Source organism: Streptomyces flavovariabilis (assembly GCF_000725785.1).
Lineage (GTDB): Bacteria > Actinomycetota > Actinomycetes > Streptomycetales > Streptomycetaceae > Streptomyces > Streptomyces hawaiiensis.
Window position 1 is genome coordinate 183,579 of sequence record NZ_JNXD01000009.1, and the last position, 24,464, is coordinate 208,042.

Here is a 24,464-nt window from a genome sequence, read left to right on the forward strand (position 1 = left end):
CAAGATGGCGAGCGTCGGTGGGGGAGCTGCTGCGGGCCGTTCCGCCCCCTAGGCGACCGACGTCGTGAGCTCTTTCAACTGTGACGAAGCAGCGTTGTCTGTGAGCGATCGCAGGGGAGGGGGCCTGGCCGGGGGCCCGATGGTGCGCGATAGCCTGATCGGCCGCCTGCGCTTCCCGTACGGCCCGCACGGCAGGCCGGTGCGGGAGTCGTACCCGTCCCAGACAGCGTGTGTGGTGGCCTGCGCGGTCGTCCGCGAGAACCCGGGGCTGTTCGACGGTGCGCAACTGCGTCCGGTTCTGAGGAGGCTGCTGCTCGCCGAGGGGACACCTCGACCGGTGCGGCAGGCCGCGGCCGAGGTACTCGGGGCGCTGGGCGGCGACAGCGCGGTCGGCATCCTGCTGGACGCGCTGGGCAGCGACCGGGTCGACGAGGGTGTCGCCAGGGTCCTCGCGGGGCTGCCCGAGCCGCCCACCGGGCTGCTGCTGGACCTTCTCGACGGCGTGGGCGGCCCGCATCGCCGCCGGGGCGCAGTCATGGCTCTGGGGTTCCTGCGATGCACGGACGCCGGACCGCGCCTTGTGGATCTGCTCGGACCCTCTCAGCCAAGGCCACTGCGCGTCGCGGCCACCGACGCCCTGGGCCTGATCGGGCATCGGCCTGCGGTCGGGCCGCTCGCGGACCTCGTCGCCGACGAAGCGGAGGCGCGCGGCCTCCAAGCCCGCGCGGTGCGGGCGCTGGGGCTGATCGGCGCCCCGGAGTCGGTCGTGGCGCTGTTGTCGGCGACGCGTTCGCCCTCGCAGGCGCTGCGGCTGAGGGCGGCCGAGGCCGTGGGCTCCTTCCCCACAACCGAAGTGGTCGCAAGGCTGGAGGAGATGGCGGGAGAGGACGACTCCGAGATCACACGGGCGGCGGTGCGATCGCTGTGCCGGATCGGCTCTGGCGACGGGCTGGTGCTGTCCGCGCTGGTCGGGCGAGCGGCCTGGTGGCCGTTGCCGATGCAGCGGATGCTGGTGGCGGCGCTGGCCGATTGCCAGGCGGCCGAGGCGACCGCGGCCCTCGGACGTCTGGTCGACGGTCCCTTCGGGGAGGAGATCCGGGCCAGGGCGGTCCAGGCGCTCGGCAGGCGACGAGCTCCGCAGAGCGTCGCTGCGTTGCTGCGCTATCTGGACGATCCACGGACCCCGTACCTGTGGCGAGGCCACGCGGCGCGTGCCCTTGCGCTCACAGGCGATGAGCGGGCCGTCGAGCGTGTGGTCGCCCACTTCGAGAGCCAGCGGTCCTTCACCAGCAGCGACTTCCGGGACCAGGCACGCCAAGCGCTCGGCATGGTGGCAGCAAACCACGTCACCCGCGCTTAGACCGTGGCGATGGGGCCGGTCCCGACCCGGATCCGGCCCGGCGCCGAGGCCCGGCCCGAGCCCCTCGGCCGGCCTGCTCTACCCTCATGGGCACGGCCGGTGCGATTTTCGGCCTGAGTAGCGCTGCAATCAGGTCACGTGAGTTGTGTGCACACCGGGAGCCATGGCCCGGACACAGGCGCTCGCACTCCCTCGGCCCAGTGGACCGCTGCACTCGACTGAATGCCTGTCAGGGAGGACCGTTGCACCACGACGAACGGGCAGACCGGCCCGGAAGCCACGGAGAACACCAGATCCAGCAGGATATGGGCACCGTCGACCGCGCGGACCGGTTCTACGACGAACAGGTGCTCGACCGGCTCAACCCGCGGATGACGGAGTTCATAGCCCGCCAGGAGATGTTCTTCCTTGCCACGGCCGACAGGCACGGGGAGTGCGACAGCACGTTCCGGGCCGGACCGCCCGGTTTCCTCCAGGTGCTCGATGCCGCGACCCTGGCATACCCGGAGTACCGCGGGAACGGTGTCATGGCCTCGCTCGGCAACATCCAGGAGAACCCACACGTCGGCATCCTGATGATCGACTTCTCCCAGGACCGTATCGGTTTGCACGTCAACGGCCGCGCCCAGTTGGTCACCGATGAGGACATGCGCCGCACCCACCCTGGCCTGCCCGTCGATCCGGTCCCCGGCCGCCGTCCTCAGATGTGGGTGGAGGTAGAGGTCGAGGAGGCATACATCCACTGCTCGAAGCACATACCGAGGCTGGTCAAGGCGCCACTGCGGCCAAGCGCCGACGGGGCGCAGGGACCGTCTGGTGACGGCGGGCAGGCATGGGGCACGGACGACGTCAGGCGCAAGGGCGGCGACTACTTCGAAGCGGCGGCCCGACGACACGGGCTGGCTCCCCGCTGAGAGGAAATACCGAAGCGGCGCTTCTCACCGGGGGGTGTCCTACGCCCGACTCCGTGGCCGTGGCCGTGGTCTTGCGGTTGCTCGGCGCCGCCGCGCTCGCCGATCGCTCGTCTGGGGCGACGTAGCGTCACGCTGAGCAGTTCACGCCCCGCGTCGGCGACGGCGACAGTTTTGGGACAGAGGTCTTGAACGGCGGGTCAGGACCGTCTGAGGTCGATCTATCGGTGCAGCCAGATCCGCAGTGGACCGACCGGTCCGAAGCCATGGCGCATGGCGGCCTCGAGGCCATCACCGTGCTCATAGCCGACCACCGGCAAGGCGGGGAACAGCCGGTGCACCGCCTCCAGTACGACCGGCCAGGCCGCATCTGGTCCGCCGTCCGTTGCGAAGAGGTTGGAGACTCCAACCACCTGGTCGCTGCGGTTCGCCACCGCTCCGGTGACCACCCGGCCGCTGGCGGACCGTCCGGCGAGTACGAACGTGGCCGGGTCGTCGAGCAGTTCGGGCCGGAAGAGGTCCGCGTTGCCGTTACCGTCGTCCCAGGCCAACGCCCAGGCGTGCAGCGTGTCAGGGTCGGTGGCCACGTCCCAGGCAAGATCCGACACGATAGCGGGTGCGCTCGCCGGGCGGTGGATCCACTGCGCCTCGAACAGGACGTGGAAGCCGGCCTCGGTCAGATCGAGGTCGGCGAAGCTGTCCTTGACGGAGGCGCCGGCCGTGGTGGTGTCGATCCGGGCCGCCAGCGCGGCCGGGTCGACGCCTGGCACGAGCGTCACCGCGTCGGGGTAGTACAGCGGTGTGCGGGCCGGGGCGGCCCAAGCCTGCGGCCCGAACTCGCTCATCAGGCCGTGCGATCGGCTCATCGCCGCGCACCACTCGGCGTTGTTGCGGGCGGCAGCCCGGATTGTCAGTTGTTTCGGCGTCGTCACGAATACGGATCCTGGCTTGTCCCGGCTCGGACGGTCGAGCGCTTTTCCGTTTCCCTGCAGGATGGCCGCCTCGCCGGGAGGTCCGCCGGTCATTTTCCAGGCGAATCATGTGATCGTCCAGCACTGCCAACGATCAAGGTTTCCCCATCTCGGCGGTCTGAGTGCTATGTGATTCTCTAGTCAGAATCCTCCGGATTGGTCATAGGTAGCGCGGAGGCCGGGTCTGAGGGACCTGGTCGTCGCGAAGCTGCCCTGGCACTGCCGCCGTCACGCGCCCGAAGCGGCACGGTACGCCCCGGCGTTGCGTACGAACAGCTCGTGCAGATCGCGGACGGCCCGCGGGACGGAACCGGCATGCCGGCGCTGCAGAACCAGCAGCACCTCGGTGGCCTCCTCCGCGAGCGGCCGTACGGTGAGCGTGCCCCGCCGCTCCAGCGGGTCCCCGACGACACTGAAGTCCGGTAGCACCGTCGCCCCCAGTCCCTCCGCGACCATCAGCTTTCCCATCTCCGCTCCGTCGGTGGAGTAGGAGAAGACCGGAGCGCGGCCGCGGAGCAGACGGTGCAGGAAACGGTGCATGACGTAGCCGGACCGCATCACGACCAGCGGCTCGGCCGAGCAGATCACCGTCGTCCGCGCCTCCGCCGCTCAAGTGGGCCGGATGGCACCGAAGTTCGGCCTCAACGGCTTCCTCATCGCCCGTGACACCGAGGCCGAGGCCCGCGAGACGCTCCGCGAGATCGTCGCGAAGGCCGACACGCCTGCCGTTCACGGATTCCGCGACGCCGTCCGGCAGGCTGGGCAGTCCACCGCCGACGGCAAGGGCATGTGGCAGGACTCGAGCTTCGAGGACCTCGTCCAGTACAACGACGGCTTCCGCACCGGTCTGATCGGCACGCCCGAGCAGATCGCCGAGCGGATCGTCGCCTACAAGCGACTCGGCGTGGACCTCCTCCTCCTCGGCTTCCTGCACTACCTCGAGGAGGTCGAGTACTTCGGCAAGCGGGTGCTGCCCCTGGTGCGCGAACTGGAGGCGCAGCAGCCCGAGACCGAACCGTCCGCCGCCGCACACGTCTGACCACCCCCCACGAAAGGAAGACGCCCCATGAGCACCGTCGCACGCACCGACTGGCAGACCGCCCCCCTCCCGAAGGACGCGCAGGGCTGGATCACCCGCGCCTCGGAGGTCGCCGCCGTCCTCGCCACCGACGCCGCAGCCCGGGACAAGGCCGCCGCCACCCCCTACGAGGAGGTCCGGCTCCTGAAGGACTCCGGCCTGGTCACCCTGCTCGGCCCGGTCGAGCATGGTGGAGGAGGCCAGGATTGGCCCACCGCCTACCGCGTCGTCCGCGAGGTCGCCAAGGCGGACGGCTCCATCGGCCAGCTGCTCGGCTACCACTACCTGTGGAACTGGGCCGCCCGTCTGGTCGGCACCCGCGAGCAGTGGGAGCAAGTGGAGGCCGAAGCCGCACGCAACCGTTGGTTCTTCGGCGGCGCCGTCAACCCGCGCGACGCCGATGTGGTCGTGCGTGACGAGGGCGACACTCTCACCTTCACCGGACGCAAGACCTTCTCCACCGGCAGCAAGGTCTCCGACGTGACCGTGCTCGAAGGCGTCCTGGAGGGCACCGACGACCACGTCTTCGCCATCGTCCCCTCCGACAGCGAGGGCCTGACCTTCCACGACGACTGGGACAATATCGGCCAGCGCCTCACCGAGAGCGGCGGCGTCACCCTCGACGCCGTACGCGTCCCCTGGTCGGTCGCCGCCGGGTACGTGGACAAGCGGTTCCGGCCCCGTGTGTACAACACGCTCAACGTGCCGACCATTCAGCTCGTCTTCGTCAGCTTCTACCTCGGTATCGCGGCCGGCGCCCTGGAGACCGCCGCCACCTACACCCGTGCCAAGTCCCGCCCCTGGCTGCACGGCGGCCACGACCACGCCGTGGACGAGCCGTACGTCATCGACACCTACGGCGACCTCACCGCCAAGCTGTGGGCGGTCGAGGCACTGGCCGACGCCGTGGCCGCCGAGGGCCGGAAGCTGCACGACGACCCCGACGCGGTCACCGAGCAGGCCCGAGGCGAGTTCGAGGTGCGGGTGGCGGCGGTCAAGGCCCGCGCCACCGACGTCGCCCTGGAGATCACCAGCCGCATCTTCGAGGTGACCGGAGCCCGAGCCACCGCCTCCGCCGAAGGCCTCGACCGCTTCTGGCGCAACGTCCGCACCCACACGCTCCACGACCCCGTCGCCTACAAGCGCCGCGAGGTCGGCCGCCACGTCCTGACCGGCGAACTGCCGCAGCCCACCTGGTACTCCTGAAAGGTCCCTCCCATGGCCACGATCCTGTCCGTCTCCGGCAGCCCCTCCGCCACTTCCCGCACCGCGCGCCTCCTCCTTCACCTGGACCAGCGGCTCACCGCGCAGGGACACGAGGTGATCCCCTTCGACGTCCGCGACGTGCCGGCCGAGGCCCTGCTCGGGGCGGACTTCCGGCACCCGGCCATCGTCCAGGCCACGGCGCTGGTCGCGCAGGCGGACGGAGTCGTGGTCGGCACCCCCGTCTACAAGGCCGCCTACTCCGGCCTGCTGCAGTCGCTCCTCGACCTGCTCCCGCAGTACGCACTGACCGGCAAGACGATCCTGCCGCTGGCCACCGGCGGCTCCACCGCCCACGTGCTGGCCATCGACTACGCGCTGCGTCCCGTGCTCAGCTCCATGGGCGCCACGCACATCGTCCCGGGCTGGTTCACCCTCGACAAGGACATCACGGCGGGCGACGACGGCACCCTGGCCGTCGCGCCCGGCGCGGCGGAGGCACTGGCTCAGATCACGGACCAGTTCTCCGCCGCCGTGGGCGGCCGCACGACAGTACTGGCGGCCACGGGGTGAGCGCCGCACACGTGATCGCCGACGACGCCGAGGCCCTCGCCGCCTCACTCGCGGCGGAGTTCCGTAAGGGTGCCGCCGAGCGGGACGCCCGTCGCCTGCTGCCGCACGCGGAGGTGGAGCGGCTCTCGGCGTCCGGGCTGCTCGCCGTGTCGGTACCGGCCGAGTTCGGCGGCGCCGACGTCGGCGCCACCACACTCGCCGAGATCTTCCGGCTGCTGGCCACCGCCGACGCCAGCCTCGCCCAGATCCCGCAGAGCCACTTCGTGTACGTCAGCGTGCTGCGCCGGCAGGGGACGCACGAACAGCGGAAGTTCTTCTTCAGCGAGGTACTGGCCGGCAGACGGTTCGGCAACGCCCAGTCCGAGGCGGGAACCCGGCACGTGCAGGACCTCCGCACCCGGCTCGCGCCGCAGGCGGACGGCTCGTACGTCCTCGACGGCGTCAAGCAGTACTCCACCGGCGCTCTGTTCGCCGACTTCATCCCCGTCCTCGCCCGCGCCGAGGACGACACCCTGCACGTGGCGTACGTGCCGCGGGACGCCCCGGGGCTCACCGTGGTCGACGACTGGGACGGCATGGGGCAGCGCACCACCGCCAGCGGAACCGTCCGCCTGGAGTCGGTGCCCGTCCCAGCCGACCGTGTCGTCCCGCACCACCTCACCTTCCGGGGGCCGCAACTCCACGGCGCTGTGGCCCAGTTGCTGCACACGGCCATCGACACCGGGATCGCCTCCGGTGCGCTGGCCGAGGCGGTGGAGTTCGTCCGTACCAAGAGCCGTCCGTGGTTCGAGAGCGTCGACGAGGGGCACGCCACCGCGGCGGAGGACCCACTGCTGATCCAGCGGTTCGGTGAACTGGCGATCCGGGTCCGGGCAGCCGAGGCGCTGCTCCGCGAGGCGGCCCGCGCTGTCGGCACTGCGGACGTCGACCTGACCGACGACTCGGCCGCCGCCGCCTCCATCGCCGTGGCCACCGCCAAGGTGGCCGCGGCCGAGGCGGCCGTGGAGCTCGGCAGCGCCCTCTTCGAGGTCGCCGGGACCCGCTCGGCCCTCGACTCCCTGGGCCTGCACCGCCACTGGCGGGACGCCCGTACCCACTCCCTGCACGACCCGGCCCGCTGGAAGGTCCAGCACATCGGCCGCTACGTGCTCAACGGCACCAGGCCGCCCCGGCACGGACTTCTCTGACGAACACCCCCAGCGCACCTGATCGGAGCCCCGCGTGTCCCTCACCTTCCACTGGTTCCTGCCCACCAACGGCGACAGCCGGCATGTCGTCGGCGGCGGCCACGGCACCCCCGCGACGGAGACCGGCCGCGACCGGCCGCCGTCGGTCGGCTACCTGAGCCAGATCGCCCGTGCCGCCGAGGACCTCGGCTTCGTCGGCGCCCTCACCCCGACTGGCGCCTGGTGCGAGGACGCATGGCTGACCACAGCCATGGTCGCCCAGCACACCGAGCGGCTGAAGTTCCTCGTCGCCTTCCGGCCCGGTTTCGTCTCGCCGACACTCGCCGCGCAGATGGCCTCCACCTTCCAGCGGCAGACGGGCGGACGCCTGCTGCTCAACGTCGTCACCGGGGGCGAGCCCATGAGCAGCGCGCCTACGGCGACTTCCTCGACAAGGACGCCCGCTACCGCCGCACTGGCGAGTTCCTCCAGGTCGTACGCGAGTTGTGGGCCGGCAAGACCGTCGACCTGCACGGCGAGCACCTCCAGGTCGAGGACGCGCGTCTGGCGCGGGTGCCCGACCCCGTTCCCGAGGTCTACTTCGGTGGTTCCTCGCCGATCGCCGGAGAGGTCGCCGCCCGGCACGTCGACGTGTACCTCACCTGGGGTGAGCCCCCTGCCCAAGTGGCCGAAAGGATCGCCTGGATACGGTCGCTGGCGGCCCGGGAGGGCCGCCGCATCCGCTTCGGCATCCGGCTGCACGTCATCACCCGCGACACCTCGGAGCAGGCCTGGGCGGAGGCGAACCGGCTCCTGGACGGATTCGACCCGGAGACCGTGGCCTCGGTCCAGGCCGGGCTCGCCCGCAGCGAGTCGGAGGGGCAGCGGCGCATGCTCGCCCTGCACGGCGGCGGCAGCCGCGACCGCTTGGAGATCCATCCCAACCTGTGGGCCGGTATCGGTCTGGTGCGCGGCGGCGCGGGCACCGCCCTGGTCGGCAGCCACGACGAGGTCGCCGAGCGGATCCAGGAGTACGCGGCCCTGGGCATCGAGGAGTTCGTGCTCTCCGGCTATCCGCACCTGGAGGAGGCGTACTGGTTCGGCGAGGGCGTCCTGCCCAGGCTTCAGGCGCAGGGACTGTGGCAGCATCCCTTCGGCCCGCGGACGGCCCCCTCCGCGCAGGTGCCGTTCGCCGGCACGGGGCGTTCGTGACAGCACGTGCGGCTTGCAGCCCTTCTTGCCGCGATCGACCGGGTGCGGCCCGGTCAGCGATCCCCCCTTTTGGCGCGAACGGAGGCCGCGTCGACGATCGCCGAGGACCGGTCCATCAAGTCACGTAAACGACCTCTAAGCCTCGATTGGTGCGGCCGACCTGGCGGCCTGCTCGATCTTCGCGCAGTAGGCTGCACGGGCTGCCTCGTCGATCTGCTGCTCGTGTTCGGCGCGCACCCCGGTCCGGCCGTCGAGGCCCTCGCGCAGAATGTCAGCGTGCCCGGCATGCCGGATGGACTCGCCGAGGACATGGACCATGACGGCGAACAGGTTCGTGTTGGGGTAAGGCTCCGGCCACCACGGCACGTGGCCGGGGGCGTCGAGGGGGAGCTCGTTGATCGTCGCGTCCGAGTGTTCCCACGTGCGCCGGTAGAACCCGATGATCTGATCGCGGGTCTCGTCCTCGGTCGCCCACAGATCGCCGCCGTTGTGGTCCTGCCATCGGGGCAGCGGTTCCGGGGAAGGGCGGTCGAAGACCTCGCCGAAGTACCTGGCCTCGACGGTGGCCACGTGTTTGACCAGGCCGAGGAGGTTGGTCCCGGTTGCTGTCAAAGGTCGGCGGGCGTCGTATTCGGACAAGCCGTCGAGTTTCCAGAGCAGCGCCTTGCGGTCCCGCCGCAGTCTCCCGTGCAGGTCGCCTTTCGCGAATTCATCGATCATGCGGCATGAGCCTGCCATGGGCTGCTCGTGGTCTCAAGATCCCGCACGTGGTCCGCAACGACTGGCAGCTCGCGAACTTGCCACGTGAGACACCGCCTTACGGTCCCTCTCCGCATTGAGCCACGGCCACCGCAGACCCAAGGCCCGGCCACTGCGACGGACCAGGCAGGGATCGGAACCCGCGAGATCTGCCCACCACGACCGTCCGATCGCATGGTTGGCAGGTTGGCAGGTCGGCAGCGGGGCCCCTTTGGCGGGCCCCGGCGTGCCGACCCAGGCCAGGTGGCCGGCTGGATCGGCTTCCGCAATCAACGCGGTGAAGTCACGTTCCCGAGCCACTTCTCTCGCCCAGTTCCCCAGCTCGTACAGAACCCATTCCACGGGCTGTACTCGGCGGGGGAGGTGCACCCACTGAGCTCGCTCTCAACATGGGCTGGACACATGCCCTTCGGCCCGCTCACATGCGGCTGTGGCAAAGTGAGCCGGATGATCGGACGCCTGTACACCGTCGTCATCGACTGCCCCGACCCGGGGGAGCTCGCCGGCTTCTACGAGAAGCTGCTGTCGCTGTCACGGCAGGAAGACGCTGGCGACTTCATCGTGCTCCAGAACGCCGCGGGCACCCCGGTGGTCGCCTTCCAGCGAGTGGAGAACTTCCGCGCTCCACGGTGGACGGACTCCGCGCGCCCTCCGCAGATGCACATCGACGTGATGGTCGCGGACCTCAATGTAGCCGAGGAACAGGTGCTCGCCCTCGGTGCGACGCTGCTTGATGGTTCGGACAAGCCGATCGGTTACCGCGTGTACGAGGATCCCGTCGGCCATCCCTTCTGCCTGATCACTCCCGAAGAAGCTTGACCTCGGCGCCTGAGCTCCGGCGTCGAAGTGTGTCTTGAACCAGGTCGCTGACCTGTGGATTCTCCGGCCGTGGAGGTGGCGCGATGCTGCGGGCACCCGGCCCGGCAGCAGCGGGGGAGAGGTGGTCACACGCACCGATCGCCATGAGGATGACGACTCCGAGTTCGTCCAGGGCGAAGGAGCCGAAGTCGGTGAACATGTTCAAAGAAGCGCGCGTCAAACGCCCTTCAGAACACGATCGAGTGCCGCCCGGCCTACAGGGCCCCAGTTCGGCTTGCCCCCGGGAAGACCCCGCTCTCCGTTCTGCCCCATGAGCATCAGGAAGAGGCTCTTCATAGTGGCCAGCCCGCGGGCGCGCCGGATCGCCGCCTCGTCTGCATGCGCGTACCTGTCGAAGAACCGTGAGGCCGTGCTCGCGGGTAGCAGCACCCATGCGGCGGCGAGGTCCCAGGCCGGATCGCCGGCGCACATGGCACCGAAGTCGACGATGCCCGAGAGCGTTCCGTCCGAGACGACGACGTTCGCGGGATGAAGGTCACCGTGCACCCAAACCGGCGGACCCTCCCACTCGGGCGCCGCAACGGCATCATCCCAGACGGCCCGGACCTCGTCGGCAATGCCGGCGGGGACAACGACTTCAAAGAAGTGATCGAAGCCGTCCGTGCACTTGTTGGGGTGAGCGCCGAAGTCCGAACTGGTCGGCGCCTCAGCGGGCGCCTCCACGTGGAGCGCCCGGAGGAAGGCCGCCAGCGTGTCGGCCGCGTGGTCGCCGCGGCTGATCGAGCCGTGGTCCAGCGGCTCGCCGGGAACCCACGTCATCACGGTCCAGTGCTTGGGGAAGCGCTCGGACGGTTCACCGAACCGCACCGGAGTGGGCACCGGGAGCGGCAGGCGCGGAGCCAGCACGGGTAGCCACCGCCGCTCCTTGAGCTGGAGCTCCGGGGTGGGGTCCATGCGCTGCATGCGCACGGCCAACTCGTCCCCGAGACGCCACATTTGGTTGCCCCAGCCGCCCGCCACCTCGCGGATGGCCAGCCCTGCAAGGTCTGGATGTTGCTCCAGCAGCAGGTCGCGAACCAGGTCTGCGGTGATCTCGATCTCGGTGTCGGTCATGCGAAGTCACAGTACCGAGGCGACAGGCGGAGCGGCTCTCGCTCTGCGGAACAACTCACTGTGATTCCTCTGGCATCACCGATTCGGTTTCAGAGAGCTACTGATCAGAGGCTTCGGGACGGACCTCTCCTCCAAGTTCGGTGCAGCCTGCGTCCGTTCGGGCGCGGCGTAGTCCTGGTCGGCGGCGGAGACCAGGCCACATGATCCGCTCGGTGCTCTCTCGCGATCGCCTGCCAGGCAGCCCTGCACCTTGCGGGCATCACCACGGACAAACCAGGCTCCGACACAGCGCTTCGTTGATCGGCTTCATGAAGGGCACTACGCACAGGGGGCGCCGCGTTCTCAAGGGACCGCGTCACGCCGCTTCACCCACTCGTCACGGCGGAACATGACACCGCAGCCCCACCACGCCCGCTCCGCGAAGGCCCTGGCCGTGCAGACTGGTCAGGGCAGTGCCCAGGGCAATCAGGATCACGGCGCGGATGCTCACCTTGGCGACGGCCTGGCGGCCGGCCAGGCCGGTCTTCGGTGTGCGGCGCCCGGTGATGAGGGCGACCGCGAAGCCGGCCAGCACGGCGAACAAGACGGAGGAGCGGCCTTGCGTCAGCTCCATCAGCAAGCCGATGACACCGTCCTGACCCGGGGCGGGGCCCACATGGACCGCGTACATGCCGAAGACGGCCAGGCCCCGGGCCAGGTCCAGTCCGACCAGCCGGCCCACGCCGGGCGGGCCCGGCGTGGGCTCACCGCGCTCGTGTTCAGGGGATGGTGCGTGGGTCGGCGGGGAGTCTGCGTGCTGTGTCATGGCTCTCAGGCTGGAGGCCGGGCGAGCCGCGGACTATCCGGCGGGAGGCTGCCGTGCCCCTGCCGACTGGAGGGCGATACCCCGCCGGGTGGTTGGAGCTGGCACGAGACGCTGCAGGGACGCTCCGGGGCTCAGGGTCGAGGCCGTAGTGCGTGGCCTTGCCGCGGACGTACCCGATCACCTCGTCGCCCGGCCTGAATCCCGTATGCCGCCGCGGTGCCGCTCGCCAGCCCAGCCCAGCCCGGACTGGACTGGGAGGTCCCGCACGCCCCCGCCTCTCTCGTGCCAGAGGGCTGACTCCATCAGCGACGAGCCACTCCCCGACGCCGGCGTCGGCCCTTGAGGCTGTGCAGGGGTGAGAGAGGGTCAGCGCTTGCGGCGCTTGACGACGTAGGCGTACTGGTCGGGCCAGGTCGGCTCGGCGTCGAGTGCGAGCGCGGCGTGCTGGGCCCAGTAGGGGTTGCGGAGCAGTTCGCGGCCGAGGAAGACGGCGTCGGCCTGCCCGCTGGTGATGATGTCCTCGGCCTGCCGTGGCTCCGTGATGATGCCGACGGCGGCGGTGGGGATGCCGGTGGCCTGGCGGGCCTGAGTGGCGAAGGGGACCTGGTAGTTCGGTCCGGGGACGATCTTGGCGTCGCGGACCGTGCCGCCGGTGGACACGTCGAGCAGGTCTACGCCGCGGGCCTGGAGTTCCTTGGCGAGGCGGACGGTGTCGTCCCCGGTCCAGCCCTCGCGGGTGTCCTCGGGGTTCTCGGTCAGCCAGTCGGTGGCCGAGGTGCGGAAGAAGACCGGCAGGTCCTCGGGCCACACGGCGCGGACGGCGTCGACGACCTCGAGAGCGAAGCGGAGCCGGTTCTCGAAGCTTCCGCCGTAGGCGTCGGTGCGGTGGTTGGAGGCCGGGGAGAGGAAGGAGTTGATCAAGTAGCCGTGGGCGCCGTGGACCTCGGCGACCTGGAAGCCGGCGGCCAGGGCGCGCCGGGCGGAGTCGGCGAAGTCGCGTACGAGCTGCTGGATCTCTTCCACGGTCAGCTCGTGCGGGACAGCAAGGCCGTCGTAAGCGATCGCGCTGGGGGCGACGGGCTGCCAGCCGCCCTCGGACCCGGACAGGTAGCGGTCGGACAGCCAAGGCTTGTCCACCGATGCCTTGCGGCCGGCATGGGCGAGCTGAATGGCGGGGACGGCGCCGTGGGCCTTGACGGCCGCGGTGATGCGGGTGAACGCCGCCTGCTGGCGGTCGTTCCACAGGCCCAGGTCCCAGGGGCTGATGCGCCCGTCGGGGCGGACACCGGTGGCCTCGGCCATGACCAGACCGGCGCCGCCGGCGGCGCGGGAGGCCAAGTGGGTGAGGTGGAAGTCGGTCGGCACCCCGGTCTCCTCGCCTTCGGGGGCGGCGGAGTACATGCACATCGGGGACATCCACGCCCGGTTGGGTATCTGAAGGGAACGCAGGGTGAAGGGGGTGAACAGGGAACTCATGCGGGGGTGCTTCTTTCGTGGTCGGTGATCGATGACAGCGCGGGCCCGGCTGCCGTCGGAGGTCAGGCGATGATCGTGTGGAGGCCCGCGACGGCCGGGGCGTAGGCCGCTTCGAGAACCGTGGTGGCTTCCTGGCCGGTGGCTCCCTCGGCCGGATCGAAGCTGGCGTGCCGGCTGAGGAAGGCGCCACCGGTATCGGCGACGGGCTGGACGTGCAGCGTCGAGCGGTACAGCCGGGTGTCGATGACGAAGGCGGTCTCGATGAGCTGGCCGGGGAAGGTGGGCGACGCCGATGGCGCTGCTGGTGGGGCGGTGGTCGCCGAAGTAGCCTTGATGGCCTGGGCGAAGCCGAACTCGCGCTCGCCCGAGACGCCGTGGCCGTACGAATCGATCGCAGTCATGGTGGCCGTCCTTCTCTGGTGGGGGCCAGGCTCAGGCGGTGAGGCGGGCGACCGCGTCTGCGACGGGGGTGTCGCCGGAGGTCAGCTCGACGATGACGCGGCCCAGGGTGAGCTCATGCAGGGCGGCGTCAATGAACGCGGCGACATCGTCGCGGTGCACGTCGCCGTACTCGACGGCCGGGCCCGCCGTGACCCGGCCGGTGCCGGGGGAGTCCAGCAGGGTTCCGGGACGGACGATCAGCCAGTCGAGATCGGTGCGCGTCAGGTACACGTCGGCGCTCTTCTTGACCTTGATGTAGTGCTCGAACCCCTCACCGGCCTCGCCGCCGCGCAGCGCGTCGGGGAAAACCGAGACCAGGACGAACCGCGTCACCCCGGCGAGCGCGGCCGCGTCGGCGGCCTTCTGCAGGCCCTTGCCGTCGATCAGGGTCGTTTTGTCCATGCCGGTGCCGTGCGCGCCGGCCGAGAAGACCACCGCGTCATGGCCCTGCATCTTCTGCGCGAGGTCGTCGACCGTGTCGCTGATGAGGTCGCCGATCACCGGTTTCCCGCCGGCCGCTCGCACGGTCTCGCCCTGATCGGGCCCGCGGTGCATGCCGGTCGCCGAGTCCCCGCGCGCTGTGAGGAGTTGGGTGAGACGGCGGCCGACTCCACCGGCAGCGCCGATCTGGAAGACCTTCATGAGTTCGTCCCGTCTTTCGTGGGTGGAAAAGGGGTGTGGTGTCTGCCGGTCAGGCAGCGAACACCTGGGAGTCGTCAGCGAACGCTTTGAACTCCAGGGCGTTGCCGGCCGGGTCGAGGAGGAACATCGTGTGCTGCTCGCCTTGCTGGCCCTCGAAGCGGACGTAGGGCTCGATGACGAACTCGGTGCCCGCCGCACGCAGTCGGTCGGCGAGGCACTGGAAGGCGGGGATCGTCAGGATCAGCCCGAAGTGCGGTACCGGGACGTCGTGACCGTCGACCGGGTTGTGTATGCGCTGCGCGCGCTCCGGTGCGAGGTGCGTGACGAACTGGTGGCCGTGCAGATTCCAGTCCACCCAGGTGTGCGCACTGCGGCCCTGCTCCAGACCCAGCACGTCGCCGTAGAAGCGACGCGCGGCGGACAGGTCGTCGACCGGCACGGCCAGGTGGAACCGCGGGATCGGGGACGCAAGAACGCTCATGACACTGCCTTCCGAGAGTGGGGTCCAGAGGGTTTAGCTAGTTGTCCTAATGTTAACAATGAGACACTCGAATGATGTTAACATTAGGACGTGCTCGGAGGAGGTGCAAGCCAGACATGAGTGATCAGGGCAAGGTGTCTCCGGCCCGCCGTCGCGGCCTGTCCGACGAGGTCGCGGACCGGATCCGCGAGGCCATCTTCAGCGGGGTCTACGCCCCCGGTGCCCAGCTCCGCGAGGTGGAACTGTCCGTCACGATGGATGTCAGCCGCGGCCCGGTCCGTGAAGCACTGCGCGTGCTGGAACGTGAGGGGCTGGTCCACTGCGCGTGGCATCGCGGAACGACAGTGACGACGGTGTCTGCCGAGGATGTCGCGGAGCTCGACAGCCTGCGTGGCGCACTGGAAGACCTGGCTGTCCGCCAGGTGATCACGCGCGCCTCGGACGAAGACCTCGCGTCCCTCGCCAAGACGGCCGAGGTCATGAAGCACGTAACGGACGCGCACGAGATGGTGCGACTGGACATCGCCTTCCACGACGCCGTCTTCGCCGCCGCAGGCCACCAGCGCCTCGCCGACGCCTGGGACGGCATCCGATGCCAGGTCCACCTGTTCCTGCTGACCCGCATCAACCTCAGCACCGACGGGTACCTCGGCTGCATCCCGCGCGAACACCACGGGCTCGTGACCGCGCTGCGCTCCCGCGACACCGAAACCGCGCTCGACCTCTTCGCCGCACACCGCCGCCACGCCGTCGACGTAGTGACCGCGAACGCCGACCCGAACTGACTGCTGCAGGCGGCCGTCCACAGCCAGTCGGCCCAAAGTTTCCGAGGGCCACGGCTACGCCACCACGGATGACGCCTGGGCGACCCACCAGGCACCCCCAAAAAAGCCGACTCCCCCCGGGCAGGGCGAGGCACCGGGCGGCGTGCTGGCCATCGACCCGGATCACGCCGCCGAGCGGTACGGCGAGCCCGAAGTCGTCTTCTGCATGGACGAGTTCGGCCCGCTCGGCCGCGCGGATCCTGGGCGGTCCGAGCTCCGGAGGACTCATCCGGCTGAGTGCCGGGGAAGTCGTCGTCGAAACTGGCACGGACAGCCTCCCGGTGGGCATCGACGGGGAACACGTCGTCCTGCCGTCACCCGTTGTGTGCCGCAGCGCGCCCGGGGTGCTCCGGGTGCGTGTGGCGCGCCGTCGCCCCCACCCACCGCGAGTCGGCGGCGGGGCGGCCGACTGGCCGCGTGTGGCCCGGCTGGCACTCGGCCGCCTCTCCCCGAGCCGGCGACAGGACGAGAGCCTTGACTGAGCGGCCAGGGCACTCCCGGAGACCTGCCGCTTTCGGAGGGTCGCCAATATGCTCGGCCCCGTGGCTACCCATGCTCATGTTCCGTCTGAAGTCGTCTGTTATGTCGCTGAGGTATCGCTAGGTCTCGCCGCTGTGCGCCCAGACCTAGTTGGTGTCTATGTGCATGGCTCGGCTGTACTGGGCGGATTCAGTGCTGCGCGCAGTGACGTGGATGTGCTGGCCGTGGTCGCTGAGCCCGGCACTGAGGTCGACCAGCAGGCGATGGGCCGGGCGGTGGTGGAGACCGCAGCGCGGTGCCCCGGCACAGGACTGGAGATGAGCGTCATCACCGCAGCGACCGCGGCCGGTCTCGATTCCTGTCCGTTCGAGGTCCACATTCGCGCCAACGCGACTGAGACCGCGGTCATCCCCGGAATCAACCTCGCCGGTGATACTGACCTGGTCTTGCACTGTGCCGTGTGCCGGGCACATGCGCTCGCCGTCTACGGTCCCCCAGCTGCCGAGGTCTTCGGGCCCGTTCCTGCCGACCGCGTCAGTGCGGCGATGATCAGCGAACTGGAGTGGGCACTGGAGCATGCGAACGCAACGTATGCCGTCCTCAATGCCTGCCGTGCGCTGCGATTCGCCGATGACGGGCAGCTGTGTTCCAAACTCGACGGCGGCCATTGGTACCTGGCCCGCCACGGGGCCAACGCGGTCGTGGCCGCGGCCATCGACCACCAACGTGACGGACGTACAGGACCGACGACGTCCGCAGCCGCCGCGTTTGTGACGGCTGCGCGTGGCCGACTGGGCCAGCGCGGGCCTGCACTGGATTCCCAGGACAGCAGTGACCGATAGTCAGGGATGACGGGCATGGCCGTGTCACCTGCAACACGTCAGCTCTGCGACACCACCTTCTCGTATGACGATGCTGCGAAAGCCCTGTCACTCCTTGATCTCTATCCAGGCCCGGAGTGTGAACGCGTGCACCAGGCCGCGGTCCGGCTGAGCGGAGGACGGCTCGGCAGACTTCGTAAGTGGCTCGATGAGGCCACACGCAACACCGAGACCGTCCTGTGGTTCGGCGAGTCGCCTTCTGACGTCTCCGCGGACACACACGCCTTCGGGGTGGAGTTCATCAACGCCTTCCTGGACAAGCACCCAGATACGCCAGCGGAGCCTGGGAGCGAGTGACAGCGTCTGTCTGCGAGAACGACGCCCTCTTCGGGGTGTGGATGCTCCTGGACGGGGACTGGACGGAAGTAACCCTGCCACGAATCGTGCGTCACGAAGCGTTGGGGCAACCTTCGCGAACGCCAAGCGGTCTTGCCTGGTGCCGGGGCCGGGGCCGGGGCCGGGGCCGGGGCCGGGGCAGTGCCGTTGCCGACGGGTCGGCACATGGGCAGAAGACGACTTGCCTGAGCGAGGGTGGAGATGACGAATCTGAACACCGCGGTGACGTGGGTTGACGCACGCGACAGACTGCCCCGGAGCGGTACACCGGTGGCAGCAGCGATCACGGGGCGGTATCCGGCTGACAGCGTCACTGAGTCCGATACGGCGTTGGGTGAGGAATTTTGGCTGGTGAGGCCGATGTACTTCACGACTCTGCACTGGAGTGAGGACGGGGCAGAGCACAGAAACTGCTTCGTCGACTCCGACGAAGTCGTCCGTTTGCCCTACGGCCTTACCAGTGACGAAACCGTGACTCACTGGGCAGAGCTGCCCACCCTGCCAGGCGGGACGACGCACATGGTTCTCGGGAAGGACGTGCAGACAGCTCTCCAGAACGTGTGGGGCCTTCATCCCCTTACCTGACCCACAGCCTGCTCGGACACTCTGCGCGAGTGCCCACATAGCTGACCGGTCCAACTCGTGCTGCGACGGCGTAGTTCGCCGTTTTTGTTCAGACCGCGGTTTTGAGGGGGCATCCGCCCAGCGGATGCCTCTCTCGCTTCGGACGTGGGCGCGTTCCTTGCGCTCGGCGGCCAGGACGCTGCTGCGGCGGGCATCGGCGTTGCGCCGACGCAGCCAGGCGTGCAGGGCACGGTGCGCCGTCGCGCCGGGCGGCGCGCATCGCAGCGAACTCGACGCGGCGCTGACCGAAGCCGCCGCCGCGGCAGGCGCGGAGGTCCGGGACAGCACCGCGCTGACCACCCTGCAGCAACAGGGCGACACCGTCACCGTGAAGACCAACCGCGGCGACACGCTGCGCGCCCGAGCCGTCGTCGGCGCCGACGGCAGCGCCAGCAGAGTCGCCCGATACGTAGGAGTGCGGTGCGCACAGGTCGACCTCGCCCGGAGGCCGAAGTGCCGGTCGACACACGGACGGCCGACCGCTGGCGAGGCCGTCACCTGATGGAGTGGGGGCCGCTGCCGGGCTCCTTCGGCTGGGTCTTCCCCAAAGGTGACGTCTGCACCGCCGGAGTGGTGGCCGCCCGCGGCGAGCCCGCCGCCCTACGCGCCTACAAGGACGACTTCCTCGAACGCCACGGACTTCTCGGTCCCCGTCCCCTCCATGACACCGGCCACCTGACCCGGTGCCGCCACCCCGGCTCCCCACTGGCCCGCGGGCGCGTACTCGTCGCAGGCGACGCCGCGGCTCTCGTCCGTCCCGCGCACACCTACCATGCTTCGGAGGCAGCCCATGATCGATTCCGGTAGCTCTGAGACGGTTCGGGAGTTCAACCCGGCTCAGTACATCGCCCCCTACCTCCTGCTCATCATCGGCAACGCCGGTGTGCAGAGAGCGCCCGCGAATGACCGGCCCGTGCTCTTCTGGGTGTTCACAGCGATCACTGCACTCGGTGCCGTTTCCGCCGTCGTGCGCCTTCCACGCACGTGGCACACCCATCAGCGCCGAACCCTGCCCGCGTGGACACGATTTCTTGGCGCGCTCCTCGCCCTGTATGGGCTGTACGTCGCCTACTGCGTCATCGACGGCATGGCTGTATAGAACGGCAAGATCTGTACGGCGTCGGCGTTCCTCGTGTCGACGGAGACCAGCGTCCGGAACCCGCCCCATTTCATCTCCGCGGCCCGCCCCGGCCGCCGTCGCGGCTCGGGTAGGGGCGTAGCTCAGCATCGGTTCCGGCAGCGTCCACGTCACGCACCATGTCTTCCACAGCGGCCGAGGGCCGCTCGACTGCTGTGAGAGGGCGTTGAGTCCGTTTCGGATAGGGGCCTCGTCCGGGTTGAGTGAGGAAGTCTTGTCGGGAGAGGCGTCCGAGGCGGCTACGCGTGACGTTCAGGATGGTCTGGTAGGCGGTGGTCGTCTCGGGTGGAGCCGGTGCGGTCCCGGCGGTGCGAGTTCGGCGATGACCTTCCGGGTGGTGTTGAGGTCCGCGAGGCGCGCTTCGGTCTCGCTGAGGGTGGCGGTGAGGCGCTCGATCTGGTCCCGACTTCGCCGGCCCGGGTGGTGGCCGCGTCGTGGCGGGGCCTGAAGGCCGGTGAGGAGTTCGGTGATGTTCACGCGGCCGCCTGGGGGGCTCGCGCCAGGACGGACTGGGCATGGTGAGGCGGCGAGTCATGTCTGCTGTGGAGGCCCAGTAGGCCGGGAAGAGATCCCTCAGCCGACCCCGCCTCCCACCCGCACCAGCCCCAACTCATAAGCCATGATCACGGCCTGCGCCCGATCCCGCAGCTCCAGCTTCGCGAAGAGCCGGTTGATATGGGTCTTCACGGTGTGTTCCGTGATCGTGAGCCGGCTCGCGATCTCCGTATTGGACAGCCCCCGAGCGATCAAGGTAAGCACCTCCGCCTCACGCGCCGTGAGTTCCCCCACGGAGTGAACCGGCAGCCGCGACGTCCGCGCATGCACGAACTCGCCGATCACCCGCTTGGTGATCTCGGGCGAGAGCAGCGCGTTCCCTGCCGCCACCACTCGCACCGCGTGCAGCAGTTCGGGAAAGGTCGCGTCCTTGAGCAGGAAGCCGCCCGCGCCGGCCGCGAGCGCGTCGTACACGTACTCGTCCAGGCCGAAGGTCGTCAGCATAAGAACCCTCGTCGTGCCCCCGGCCCCGGCCAGAATCTCGCGGGCCGCCTCGATGCCGTTCTTGTGCGGCATCCGGATGTCGAGGAGCGCGAGATCGGGCCGGGTCTCGGCGGCGATGCGTACCGCCTGCACACCGTCCGCGGCCTCACCCACGACCTCGATGTCCTCCTGAGTGTTGAGGAGGTTCACAAAGCCGGTGCGGACGACCGCCTGATCGTCGGCGACCAGTGCCCTGATCACACCCAACTCCTTCTCCATGCCGATCACCCGGTCGTCCCCCAGGGAAGCTCCGCCTTCACCAGAAAACCTCCGTCCGGGCCCGCGCCCGCGCTGAGCCGACCGCCGACCAGGGCCGCCCGCTCCCGCATCCCGGTCAGGCCATGGCCCGCGCCGGAGCCTGAACCGGGTGCCGGGCCCGGGCCGTCGTCTTGGATGCGCAGCGTGAGCAGCCGGTCGGCGCCGTAGTCGATCTCCACAACGGTACGGGCGTCGGGCGCGTGCTTGCGCGCGTTGGTCAGCGCCTCCTGGGTGATCCGGTAGGCGGACAGCTCCCACGCGGCGGGCAGCGAGACCTTCTCCCCGGTGACCCTCAGCTCGGCCTCACCGCCCACCGCCCGGTGCTGCTCGACCAGTTCGGCGAGATGGTCGAGGGTCGGCTGCGGGGTGGTGAGGGCCATGTCCCCCTCGCCCTGGGGGGTGCGCAGGACACCGAGGAGGCGGCGCAGTTCGGCCATCGAGGAGCGGGCGGTGCCGGCGATCTGCTGAAAGCCGTCGCGGGCCTCGGGAGTGAGCCCGGGGGTGGTGTACGTGGCGCTCTCGGCCTGCACGGCGATCATCGACACCGAGTGCGAGACGATGTCGTGCAGCTCACGGGCGATGGCGGCCCGCTCGGCCTCGGCGGCCTGCTGCCGCTCCAGGGCGATCAACTGGGCCTGGGCCAGGTTCCGTTCCTTGCGGGTCTCCTCCCGGGAACGTACCGCGTCACCCATCATCACGGCCCCGAAGATGACCACGGTCAGCAGGAACGACTCGGCGAACAGACTGAGCGAGCCCTTCTCCCAGAGCGCGGGCACCGGCAGTTCCATTCGCGACCAGGTGTTGATGTGCACCAGGTTCACGCACAGGGCCCCGAGCGCGGCGCCCGCGACGGTCACCGCGGGGTGCAGTACCCGGTTACGGCCCAGGGTGTAGCAGCCGATCAGCCCGCTCGCCATGATCGAGACGTACAGGTTGACGTCCCCGGCGAATCCGAGCAGCCCCGCGGCGACCGTGAGTACCGCGACGGGCGGGAACGACCGTCGCCACATCAGCGAGGCGGAGGAGACGAGGACCCCGATCGTGGTGGTCACGGATCCGGGAAAGACGATCAGCTCCGCCACGGCACCGACCGTCAGGGCACCGCCGGTGACCCAGGGGTAGGCGGGCGCGGCGATCCAGGCGCGGAACCGCTGCTGAAGGGACGTGCGCATACATCCATGGTCCGTGCCGGCACGGGGTGCGCGCATCGCCGCACGGGTTGAGCCTGCGGCCGGATGTCATGCCACGGGTTGAGTCCCAGGTCCGGAGTCTTGGTTGACGCCCTTCGACCTGCGGGTTCCTACCGTCGATGGACATGACGAAGAGTCTTGAACGGTACGTGCGACACATCCAGTACTTACGTCACGAGCGGTACGCGTGGGCCGGCTGCGCGGTCGTCGCGCTGGCGCTCGCCCTGGCATCGGATCTGGGACCGCACCGAGTATGGGGGGTGGTGGCGGGGGCGGGCTACGCGGTCGCGGCGGTCCTGGCGTGCGGTGCGCGCTCCCGTCCCGCCGCCCGGGTGGTCGCGGTGGCGGGGGCCGTCGTGGTGCCGCTCGTCTGTCTGGTGACGGCCGGGCTCGGGCAGCTGGAGGTCGCGGTCGTCGAGCGGTCGGGGCAGCTACTGCTCACGACCGGCAGCCCGTACGTCACCGCCCCTACGGCCGTCGCCGACTTCAACCCCTACCTGCCCGGGATGGCTCTCTTCGGTGTGCTGCCCGGGGATGCGCGCTGGTGGCTGGGCGGTGCATTCGTGGCGGCCCTCGCTGCGGCCGGCCTGCACCGAGCCTGGCTGCTCGCCTGCCCTCTGGTCGCGCTCCCCCTCACGGTGGGCGGGATCGACCTTCCGGTCGTCGGCCTGATGTGCCTCGGCGTCGCACTCGCCGGGCAGGGGCGGCCGGGCCGCGCGGGGCTGGTGCTCGGCGCCGCCGCCGCGCTCAAGTGGACAGCCTGGCCCGCGCTGCCCGTGGCGCTGGCGCTGATCGCGGTACGCCGGGGCGGCCGACCCGCACTGCGGTACGCGGCCGTGGCCCTGTCCACCGCGACGGCGGCGGTGCTGCCCTTCGCCCTCGCTAACCCCTCTGGCTTCTACCGGAGCGTCATCGCCTTCCCGCTGGGCCTCACCGACACCACCTCGCCGGCCGCGAGCCCGCTGCCCGGCCATCTGCTCGCGACGTACCTCCCCGGCGGCAGGGTGATCGCGCTCGCGCTCCTCGCGGTGAGCGCGCTGCTGATCGCGGTGTCGCTGGTGGTGCGGCCGCCGGGGACGGCACGAGTGGCGGCCGCCCGGCTCGCGCTCGGTCTGGGCCTGGCGATGGCCCTAATGCCCGCGACCCGTTTCGGCTACCTGGTCTATTCGCTGGTGCTCGGGGCGCCGGCGTACCGGATGTCGCTGCGCGGCAGCACCACTGTCACCCCTCTCGCCCCTTCCAGGGAGAAGGCCCTCGTATGACGAACAACTCCCGCCCTCGCACGCTGATCGTCACCAACGACTTCCCGCCCAGGCAGGGCGGCATCGAGACGTTCGTCCGTGAGCTGGCCGACCGTTTCCCACCCGACGAGGTGGTCGTCTTCACCTCGACGCCGAGCCCGGCCACGGCGGAGTCGGCATCCGACGAGTCCTTTCGATACGCGGTGATCCGCCACCGGGTACGCACCCTCCTGCCCACTCCCCGGGCCACCGCGCACGCCGCATACGTGGCCCGCCGGTACGGCTGCGACCGGGTGTGGTTCGGCGCGGCGGCGCCGCACGGCCTGATGGCGGGCCGACTGCGGCAGACGACGGACATCCGTACCGTCGTCGCCACCACGCACGGCCACGAGGTGTGGTGGGCCCGCACCCCCGGGGCCAGGGCCCTGCTGCGCCGCATCGGCTCGGAGGTCGACGTCCTTACCTGGCTGGGCGCGCGCACCCGCCGGCCGATCGAGGCGGCCCTCGCTCCCGGGACCCGCACCGCACGTCTGGTCCCCGGCGTGGACACCACGGCCTTCCACCCCTTCCTGGACGGCGGCCCGGTGCGGGCACGCTACGGCCTGGGCCGCCGCCCGGTGATCCTGTGCGCGGCCCGGCTGGTCCCGCGCAAGGGCCAGGACACCCTGATCAGGGCGCTGCCCTGGATCCGCAGGGCGGTCCCGGACGCCATGCTCCTCCTGGTCGGCGACGGCCCTTACGCTCCCGAACTACGCCAACTTGCCTCAGACGAAGGTGTATTGGACTCGGTTGTCTTCGCAGGCGGCCACTCCCACCACGCTCTCCCCTCCTTCTACGCCGCCGCCGACGCCTTCGCCATGCCCTGCCGCACCCGCAGACACGGCATGGAGGTGGAGGGCCTGGGCATCGTCTACCTGGAGGCCGCCGCATCCGGACTCCCCGTCCTGGCAGGCGACTCGGGCGGTGCCCCCGAAGCGGTACGCGACGGCGAGACCGGCCATGTCGTCGACGGCCGCTCGGTGGCGGCGACGGCGGACCGCCTGACCAGACTCCTCCGCAACCCCGAACTCGCCCACGAGATGGGCGCGAAGGGCCGCCACTGGGTCCAAACGGAATGGACCTGGGACCGCTCCTACACAACTCTGGCGGGGCTGCTCCATACAGCGGGAGCAACAGGGTGAGTGTGCGCAAGCCGTACCCGAGCGACCTGTCCGACGAACCTTGGGCGCTGATCGAGCCCGATGATCCTGGTCACCGAAGCCGCGGGCGGCCGGCACCACCTGGTCGCGGTCCAGATGCCGGTGAGCCTGGTGATGATGACTCCGATCACGCAGGCCCTCCACGGCCAGGGCCCGCTACCGGCCGCCGGGGCCGACGCCTTTCGTTCAGGTGGCCGGGTACGTCGGACAGGCCGGACGGGCGGCAAGAGCTGCAAGGGCGGCCC

25 protein-coding genes and 4 pseudogenes are annotated in these 24,464 nt (G+C 70.0%); 16 read left to right on the plus strand and 13 right to left on the minus strand.

Features of this window, described 5'->3' with window-relative positions; genetic code table 11:
* The first annotated feature begins 139 nt into the window (after window positions 1-139).
* Together IO24_RS0117855 and IO24_RS0117860 are read left to right on the plus strand one after the other, a co-directional pair.
* Window positions 140-1,360 (plus strand): HEAT repeat domain-containing protein, encoded by a 1,221-nt coding sequence (locus IO24_RS0117855; RefSeq protein ID WP_051905930.1) that lies wholly within the window; start codon window positions 140-142, stop codon window positions 1,358-1,360.
* 305 nt (window positions 1,361-1,665) lie between these two features.
* Window positions 1,666-2,274, plus strand: a complete 609-nt coding sequence (locus tag IO24_RS0117860) for a pyridoxamine 5'-phosphate oxidase family protein (protein WP_051905931.1) — start codon at window positions 1,666-1,668, stop codon at window positions 2,272-2,274.
* Between the two features lie 218 nt (window positions 2,275-2,492).
* Here IO24_RS0117860 and IO24_RS0117865 read toward each other — a convergent pair whose 3' ends face one another.
* Both IO24_RS0117865 and IO24_RS0117870 read right to left on the minus strand, forming a co-directional pair.
* Window positions 2,493-3,203 carry a hypothetical protein gene (locus IO24_RS0117865; RefSeq protein WP_031136877.1) on the minus strand — a complete coding sequence of 237 codons (711 nt, stop codon included), beginning with the start codon at window positions 3,201-3,203 and terminating at the stop codon, window positions 2,493-2,495.
* Between the two features lie 267 nt (window positions 3,204-3,470).
* Window positions 3,471-3,818 (minus strand): annotated as a pseudogene (locus IO24_RS0117870) (LysR family transcriptional regulator substrate-binding protein); the annotation flags it as partial.
* Between IO24_RS0117870 and IO24_RS0117875 the strand changes: the two are divergent.
* The 5 genes and pseudogenes from IO24_RS0117875 to IO24_RS40755 all read left to right on the plus strand — a co-directional run.
* Window positions 3,811-4,281: pseudogene (locus IO24_RS0117875) on the plus strand (LLM class flavin-dependent oxidoreductase); the annotation flags it as partial. The pseudogenes IO24_RS0117870 and IO24_RS0117875 overlap by 8 nt on opposite strands.
* A 27-nt stretch (window positions 4,282-4,308) precedes the next feature.
* On the plus strand, window positions 4,309-5,526 hold the full coding sequence (locus tag IO24_RS0117880; RefSeq protein WP_031136882.1) for an acyl-CoA dehydrogenase family protein: 1,218 nt from the start codon (window positions 4,309-4,311) through the stop codon (window positions 5,524-5,526).
* Window positions 5,527-5,538: 12 nt separating this feature from the next.
* Window positions 5,539-6,096 (plus strand): NADPH-dependent FMN reductase, encoded by a 558-nt coding sequence (gene ssuE / locus IO24_RS0117885; RefSeq protein WP_031136883.1) that lies wholly within the window; start codon window positions 5,539-5,541, stop codon window positions 6,094-6,096.
* A complete protein-coding gene (locus IO24_RS0117890; protein ID WP_031136885.1) occupies window positions 6,093-7,283 on the plus strand; it encodes an SfnB family sulfur acquisition oxidoreductase in 1,191 nt (396 codons plus the stop codon). The genes ssuE and IO24_RS0117890 overlap by 4 nt, the downstream gene beginning before the upstream one ends.
* Before the next feature lie 34 nt (window positions 7,284-7,317).
* Window positions 7,318-8,474: pseudogene (locus tag IO24_RS40755) on the plus strand (LLM class flavin-dependent oxidoreductase).
* Between the two features lie 135 nt (window positions 8,475-8,609).
* Here the strand turns inward: IO24_RS40755 and IO24_RS0117900 are convergent.
* Window positions 8,610-9,194: a DinB family protein gene (locus IO24_RS0117900; RefSeq protein ID WP_031136886.1), complete on the minus strand. Its 585-nt coding sequence runs from the start codon at window positions 9,192-9,194 to the stop codon at window positions 8,610-8,612.
* A 486-nt stretch (window positions 9,195-9,680) separates the two neighbouring features.
* Here IO24_RS0117900 and IO24_RS0117905 point away from each other — a divergent pair, with 486 nt between their 5' ends.
* A complete protein-coding gene (locus IO24_RS0117905) occupies window positions 9,681-10,052 on the plus strand; it encodes a VOC family protein (RefSeq protein WP_031136887.1) in 372 nt (123 codons plus the stop codon).
* Window positions 10,053-10,268: 216 nt separating this feature from the next.
* On the opposite strand, the gene IO24_RS0117910 is transcribed toward IO24_RS0117905, so the two are convergent.
* The 6 genes from IO24_RS0117910 to IO24_RS0117935 form a co-directional block, all read right to left on the minus strand.
* Entirely contained in the window at window positions 10,269-11,165 is an 897-nt protein-coding gene (locus tag IO24_RS0117910) for an aminoglycoside phosphotransferase family protein (protein WP_031136889.1), read from the minus strand.
* Window positions 11,166-11,541: 376 nt separating this feature from the next.
* Window positions 11,542-11,970 carry a hypothetical protein gene (locus IO24_RS0117915; protein ID WP_420823218.1) on the minus strand — a complete coding sequence of 143 codons (429 nt, stop codon included), beginning with the start codon at window positions 11,968-11,970 and terminating at the stop codon, window positions 11,542-11,544.
* Between the two features lie 366 nt (window positions 11,971-12,336).
* Window positions 12,337-13,446 carry an NADH:flavin oxidoreductase/NADH oxidase gene (locus IO24_RS0117920; protein WP_031136893.1) on the minus strand — a complete coding sequence of 370 codons (1,110 nt, stop codon included), beginning with the start codon at window positions 13,444-13,446 and terminating at the stop codon, window positions 12,337-12,339.
* 62 nt (window positions 13,447-13,508) lie between these two features.
* Complete coding sequence (locus IO24_RS46475) at window positions 13,509-13,847, minus strand: SRPBCC family protein (protein WP_051905932.1); 339 nt, start codon at window positions 13,845-13,847, stop codon at window positions 13,509-13,511.
* Window positions 13,848-13,878: 31 nt separating this feature from the next.
* Window positions 13,879-14,529 carry an NAD(P)H-binding protein gene (locus tag IO24_RS0117930; protein WP_031136895.1) on the minus strand — a complete coding sequence of 217 codons (651 nt, stop codon included), beginning with the start codon at window positions 14,527-14,529 and terminating at the stop codon, window positions 13,879-13,881.
* Between the two features lie 49 nt (window positions 14,530-14,578).
* Window positions 14,579-15,010, minus strand: a complete 432-nt coding sequence (locus IO24_RS0117935) for a VOC family protein (RefSeq protein ID WP_031136898.1) — start codon at window positions 15,008-15,010, stop codon at window positions 14,579-14,581.
* Between the two features lie 116 nt (window positions 15,011-15,126).
* Here IO24_RS0117935 and IO24_RS0117940 point away from each other — a divergent pair, with 116 nt between their 5' ends.
* The 4 genes from IO24_RS0117940 (at window position 15,127) to IO24_RS0117955 (ending at window position 18,116) form a co-directional block, all read left to right on the plus strand.
* Complete coding sequence (locus IO24_RS0117940) at window positions 15,127-15,795, plus strand: GntR family transcriptional regulator (RefSeq protein ID WP_031136900.1); 669 nt, start codon at window positions 15,127-15,129, stop codon at window positions 15,793-15,795.
* 581 nt (window positions 15,796-16,376) lie between these two features.
* Window positions 16,377-17,156, plus strand: coding sequence for an aminoglycoside adenylyltransferase domain-containing protein (locus tag IO24_RS0117945; protein WP_157851266.1), 780 nt, complete (start codon window positions 16,377-16,379; stop codon window positions 17,154-17,156).
* A 15-nt stretch (window positions 17,157-17,171) separates the two neighbouring features.
* Window positions 17,172-17,492 carry a hypothetical protein gene (locus IO24_RS46485; RefSeq protein WP_234335252.1) on the plus strand — a complete coding sequence of 107 codons (321 nt, stop codon included), beginning with the start codon at window positions 17,172-17,174 and terminating at the stop codon, window positions 17,490-17,492.
* A gap of 240 nt (window positions 17,493-17,732) precedes the next feature.
* The gene (locus IO24_RS0117955) at window positions 17,733-18,116 is read left to right on the plus strand and encodes an AQJ64_40280 family protein (protein WP_031136905.1); all 384 of its coding nucleotides are present in this window, start codon (window positions 17,733-17,735) and stop codon (window positions 18,114-18,116) included.
* A 105-nt stretch (window positions 18,117-18,221) separates the two neighbouring features.
* Here the strand turns inward: IO24_RS0117955 and IO24_RS46490 are convergent.
* Window positions 18,222-18,347 (minus strand): annotated as a pseudogene (locus tag IO24_RS46490) (IS630 family transposase); the annotation flags it as partial.
* Here IO24_RS46490 and IO24_RS45200 point away from each other — a divergent pair.
* Entirely contained in the window at window positions 18,298-18,657 is a 360-nt protein-coding gene (locus IO24_RS45200) for an NAD(P)/FAD-dependent oxidoreductase (RefSeq protein ID WP_338055581.1), read from the plus strand. The pseudogene IO24_RS46490 and the gene IO24_RS45200 overlap by 50 nt on opposite strands.
* A 98-nt stretch (window positions 18,658-18,755) precedes the next feature.
* On the opposite strand, the gene IO24_RS42105 is transcribed toward IO24_RS45200, so the two are convergent.
* Entirely contained in the window at window positions 18,756-18,920 is a 165-nt protein-coding gene (locus tag IO24_RS42105; protein ID WP_157851268.1) for a hypothetical protein, read from the minus strand.
* 25 nt (window positions 18,921-18,945) lie between these two features.
* On the opposite strand from IO24_RS42105, the gene IO24_RS0117965 reads away from it, so the two are divergent.
* Window positions 18,946-19,254, plus strand: a complete 309-nt coding sequence (locus IO24_RS0117965; RefSeq protein WP_031136906.1) for a hypothetical protein — start codon at window positions 18,946-18,948, stop codon at window positions 19,252-19,254.
* A 612-nt stretch (window positions 19,255-19,866) separates the two neighbouring features.
* Here the strand turns inward: IO24_RS0117965 and IO24_RS0117975 are convergent.
* Entirely contained in the window at window positions 19,867-20,550 is a 684-nt protein-coding gene (locus IO24_RS0117975) for a response regulator (protein ID WP_031136910.1), read from the minus strand.
* Between the two features lie 5 nt (window positions 20,551-20,555).
* On the minus strand, window positions 20,556-21,761 hold the full coding sequence (locus IO24_RS0117980; RefSeq protein ID WP_031136912.1) for a sensor histidine kinase: 1,206 nt from the start codon (window positions 21,759-21,761) through the stop codon (window positions 20,556-20,558).
* Between the two features lie 143 nt (window positions 21,762-21,904).
* Here IO24_RS0117980 and IO24_RS0117985 point away from each other — a divergent pair, with 143 nt between their 5' ends.
* Window positions 21,905-23,041 (plus strand): glycosyltransferase 87 family protein, encoded by a 1,137-nt coding sequence (locus tag IO24_RS0117985; protein ID WP_051905935.1) that lies wholly within the window; start codon window positions 21,905-21,907, stop codon window positions 23,039-23,041.
* Window positions 23,038-24,201, plus strand: coding sequence for a glycosyltransferase family 4 protein (locus IO24_RS0117990; protein WP_031136914.1), 1,164 nt, complete (start codon window positions 23,038-23,040; stop codon window positions 24,199-24,201). The genes IO24_RS0117985 and IO24_RS0117990 overlap by 4 nt, the downstream gene beginning before the upstream one ends.
* Window positions 24,202-24,464 lie beyond the last annotated feature (263 nt).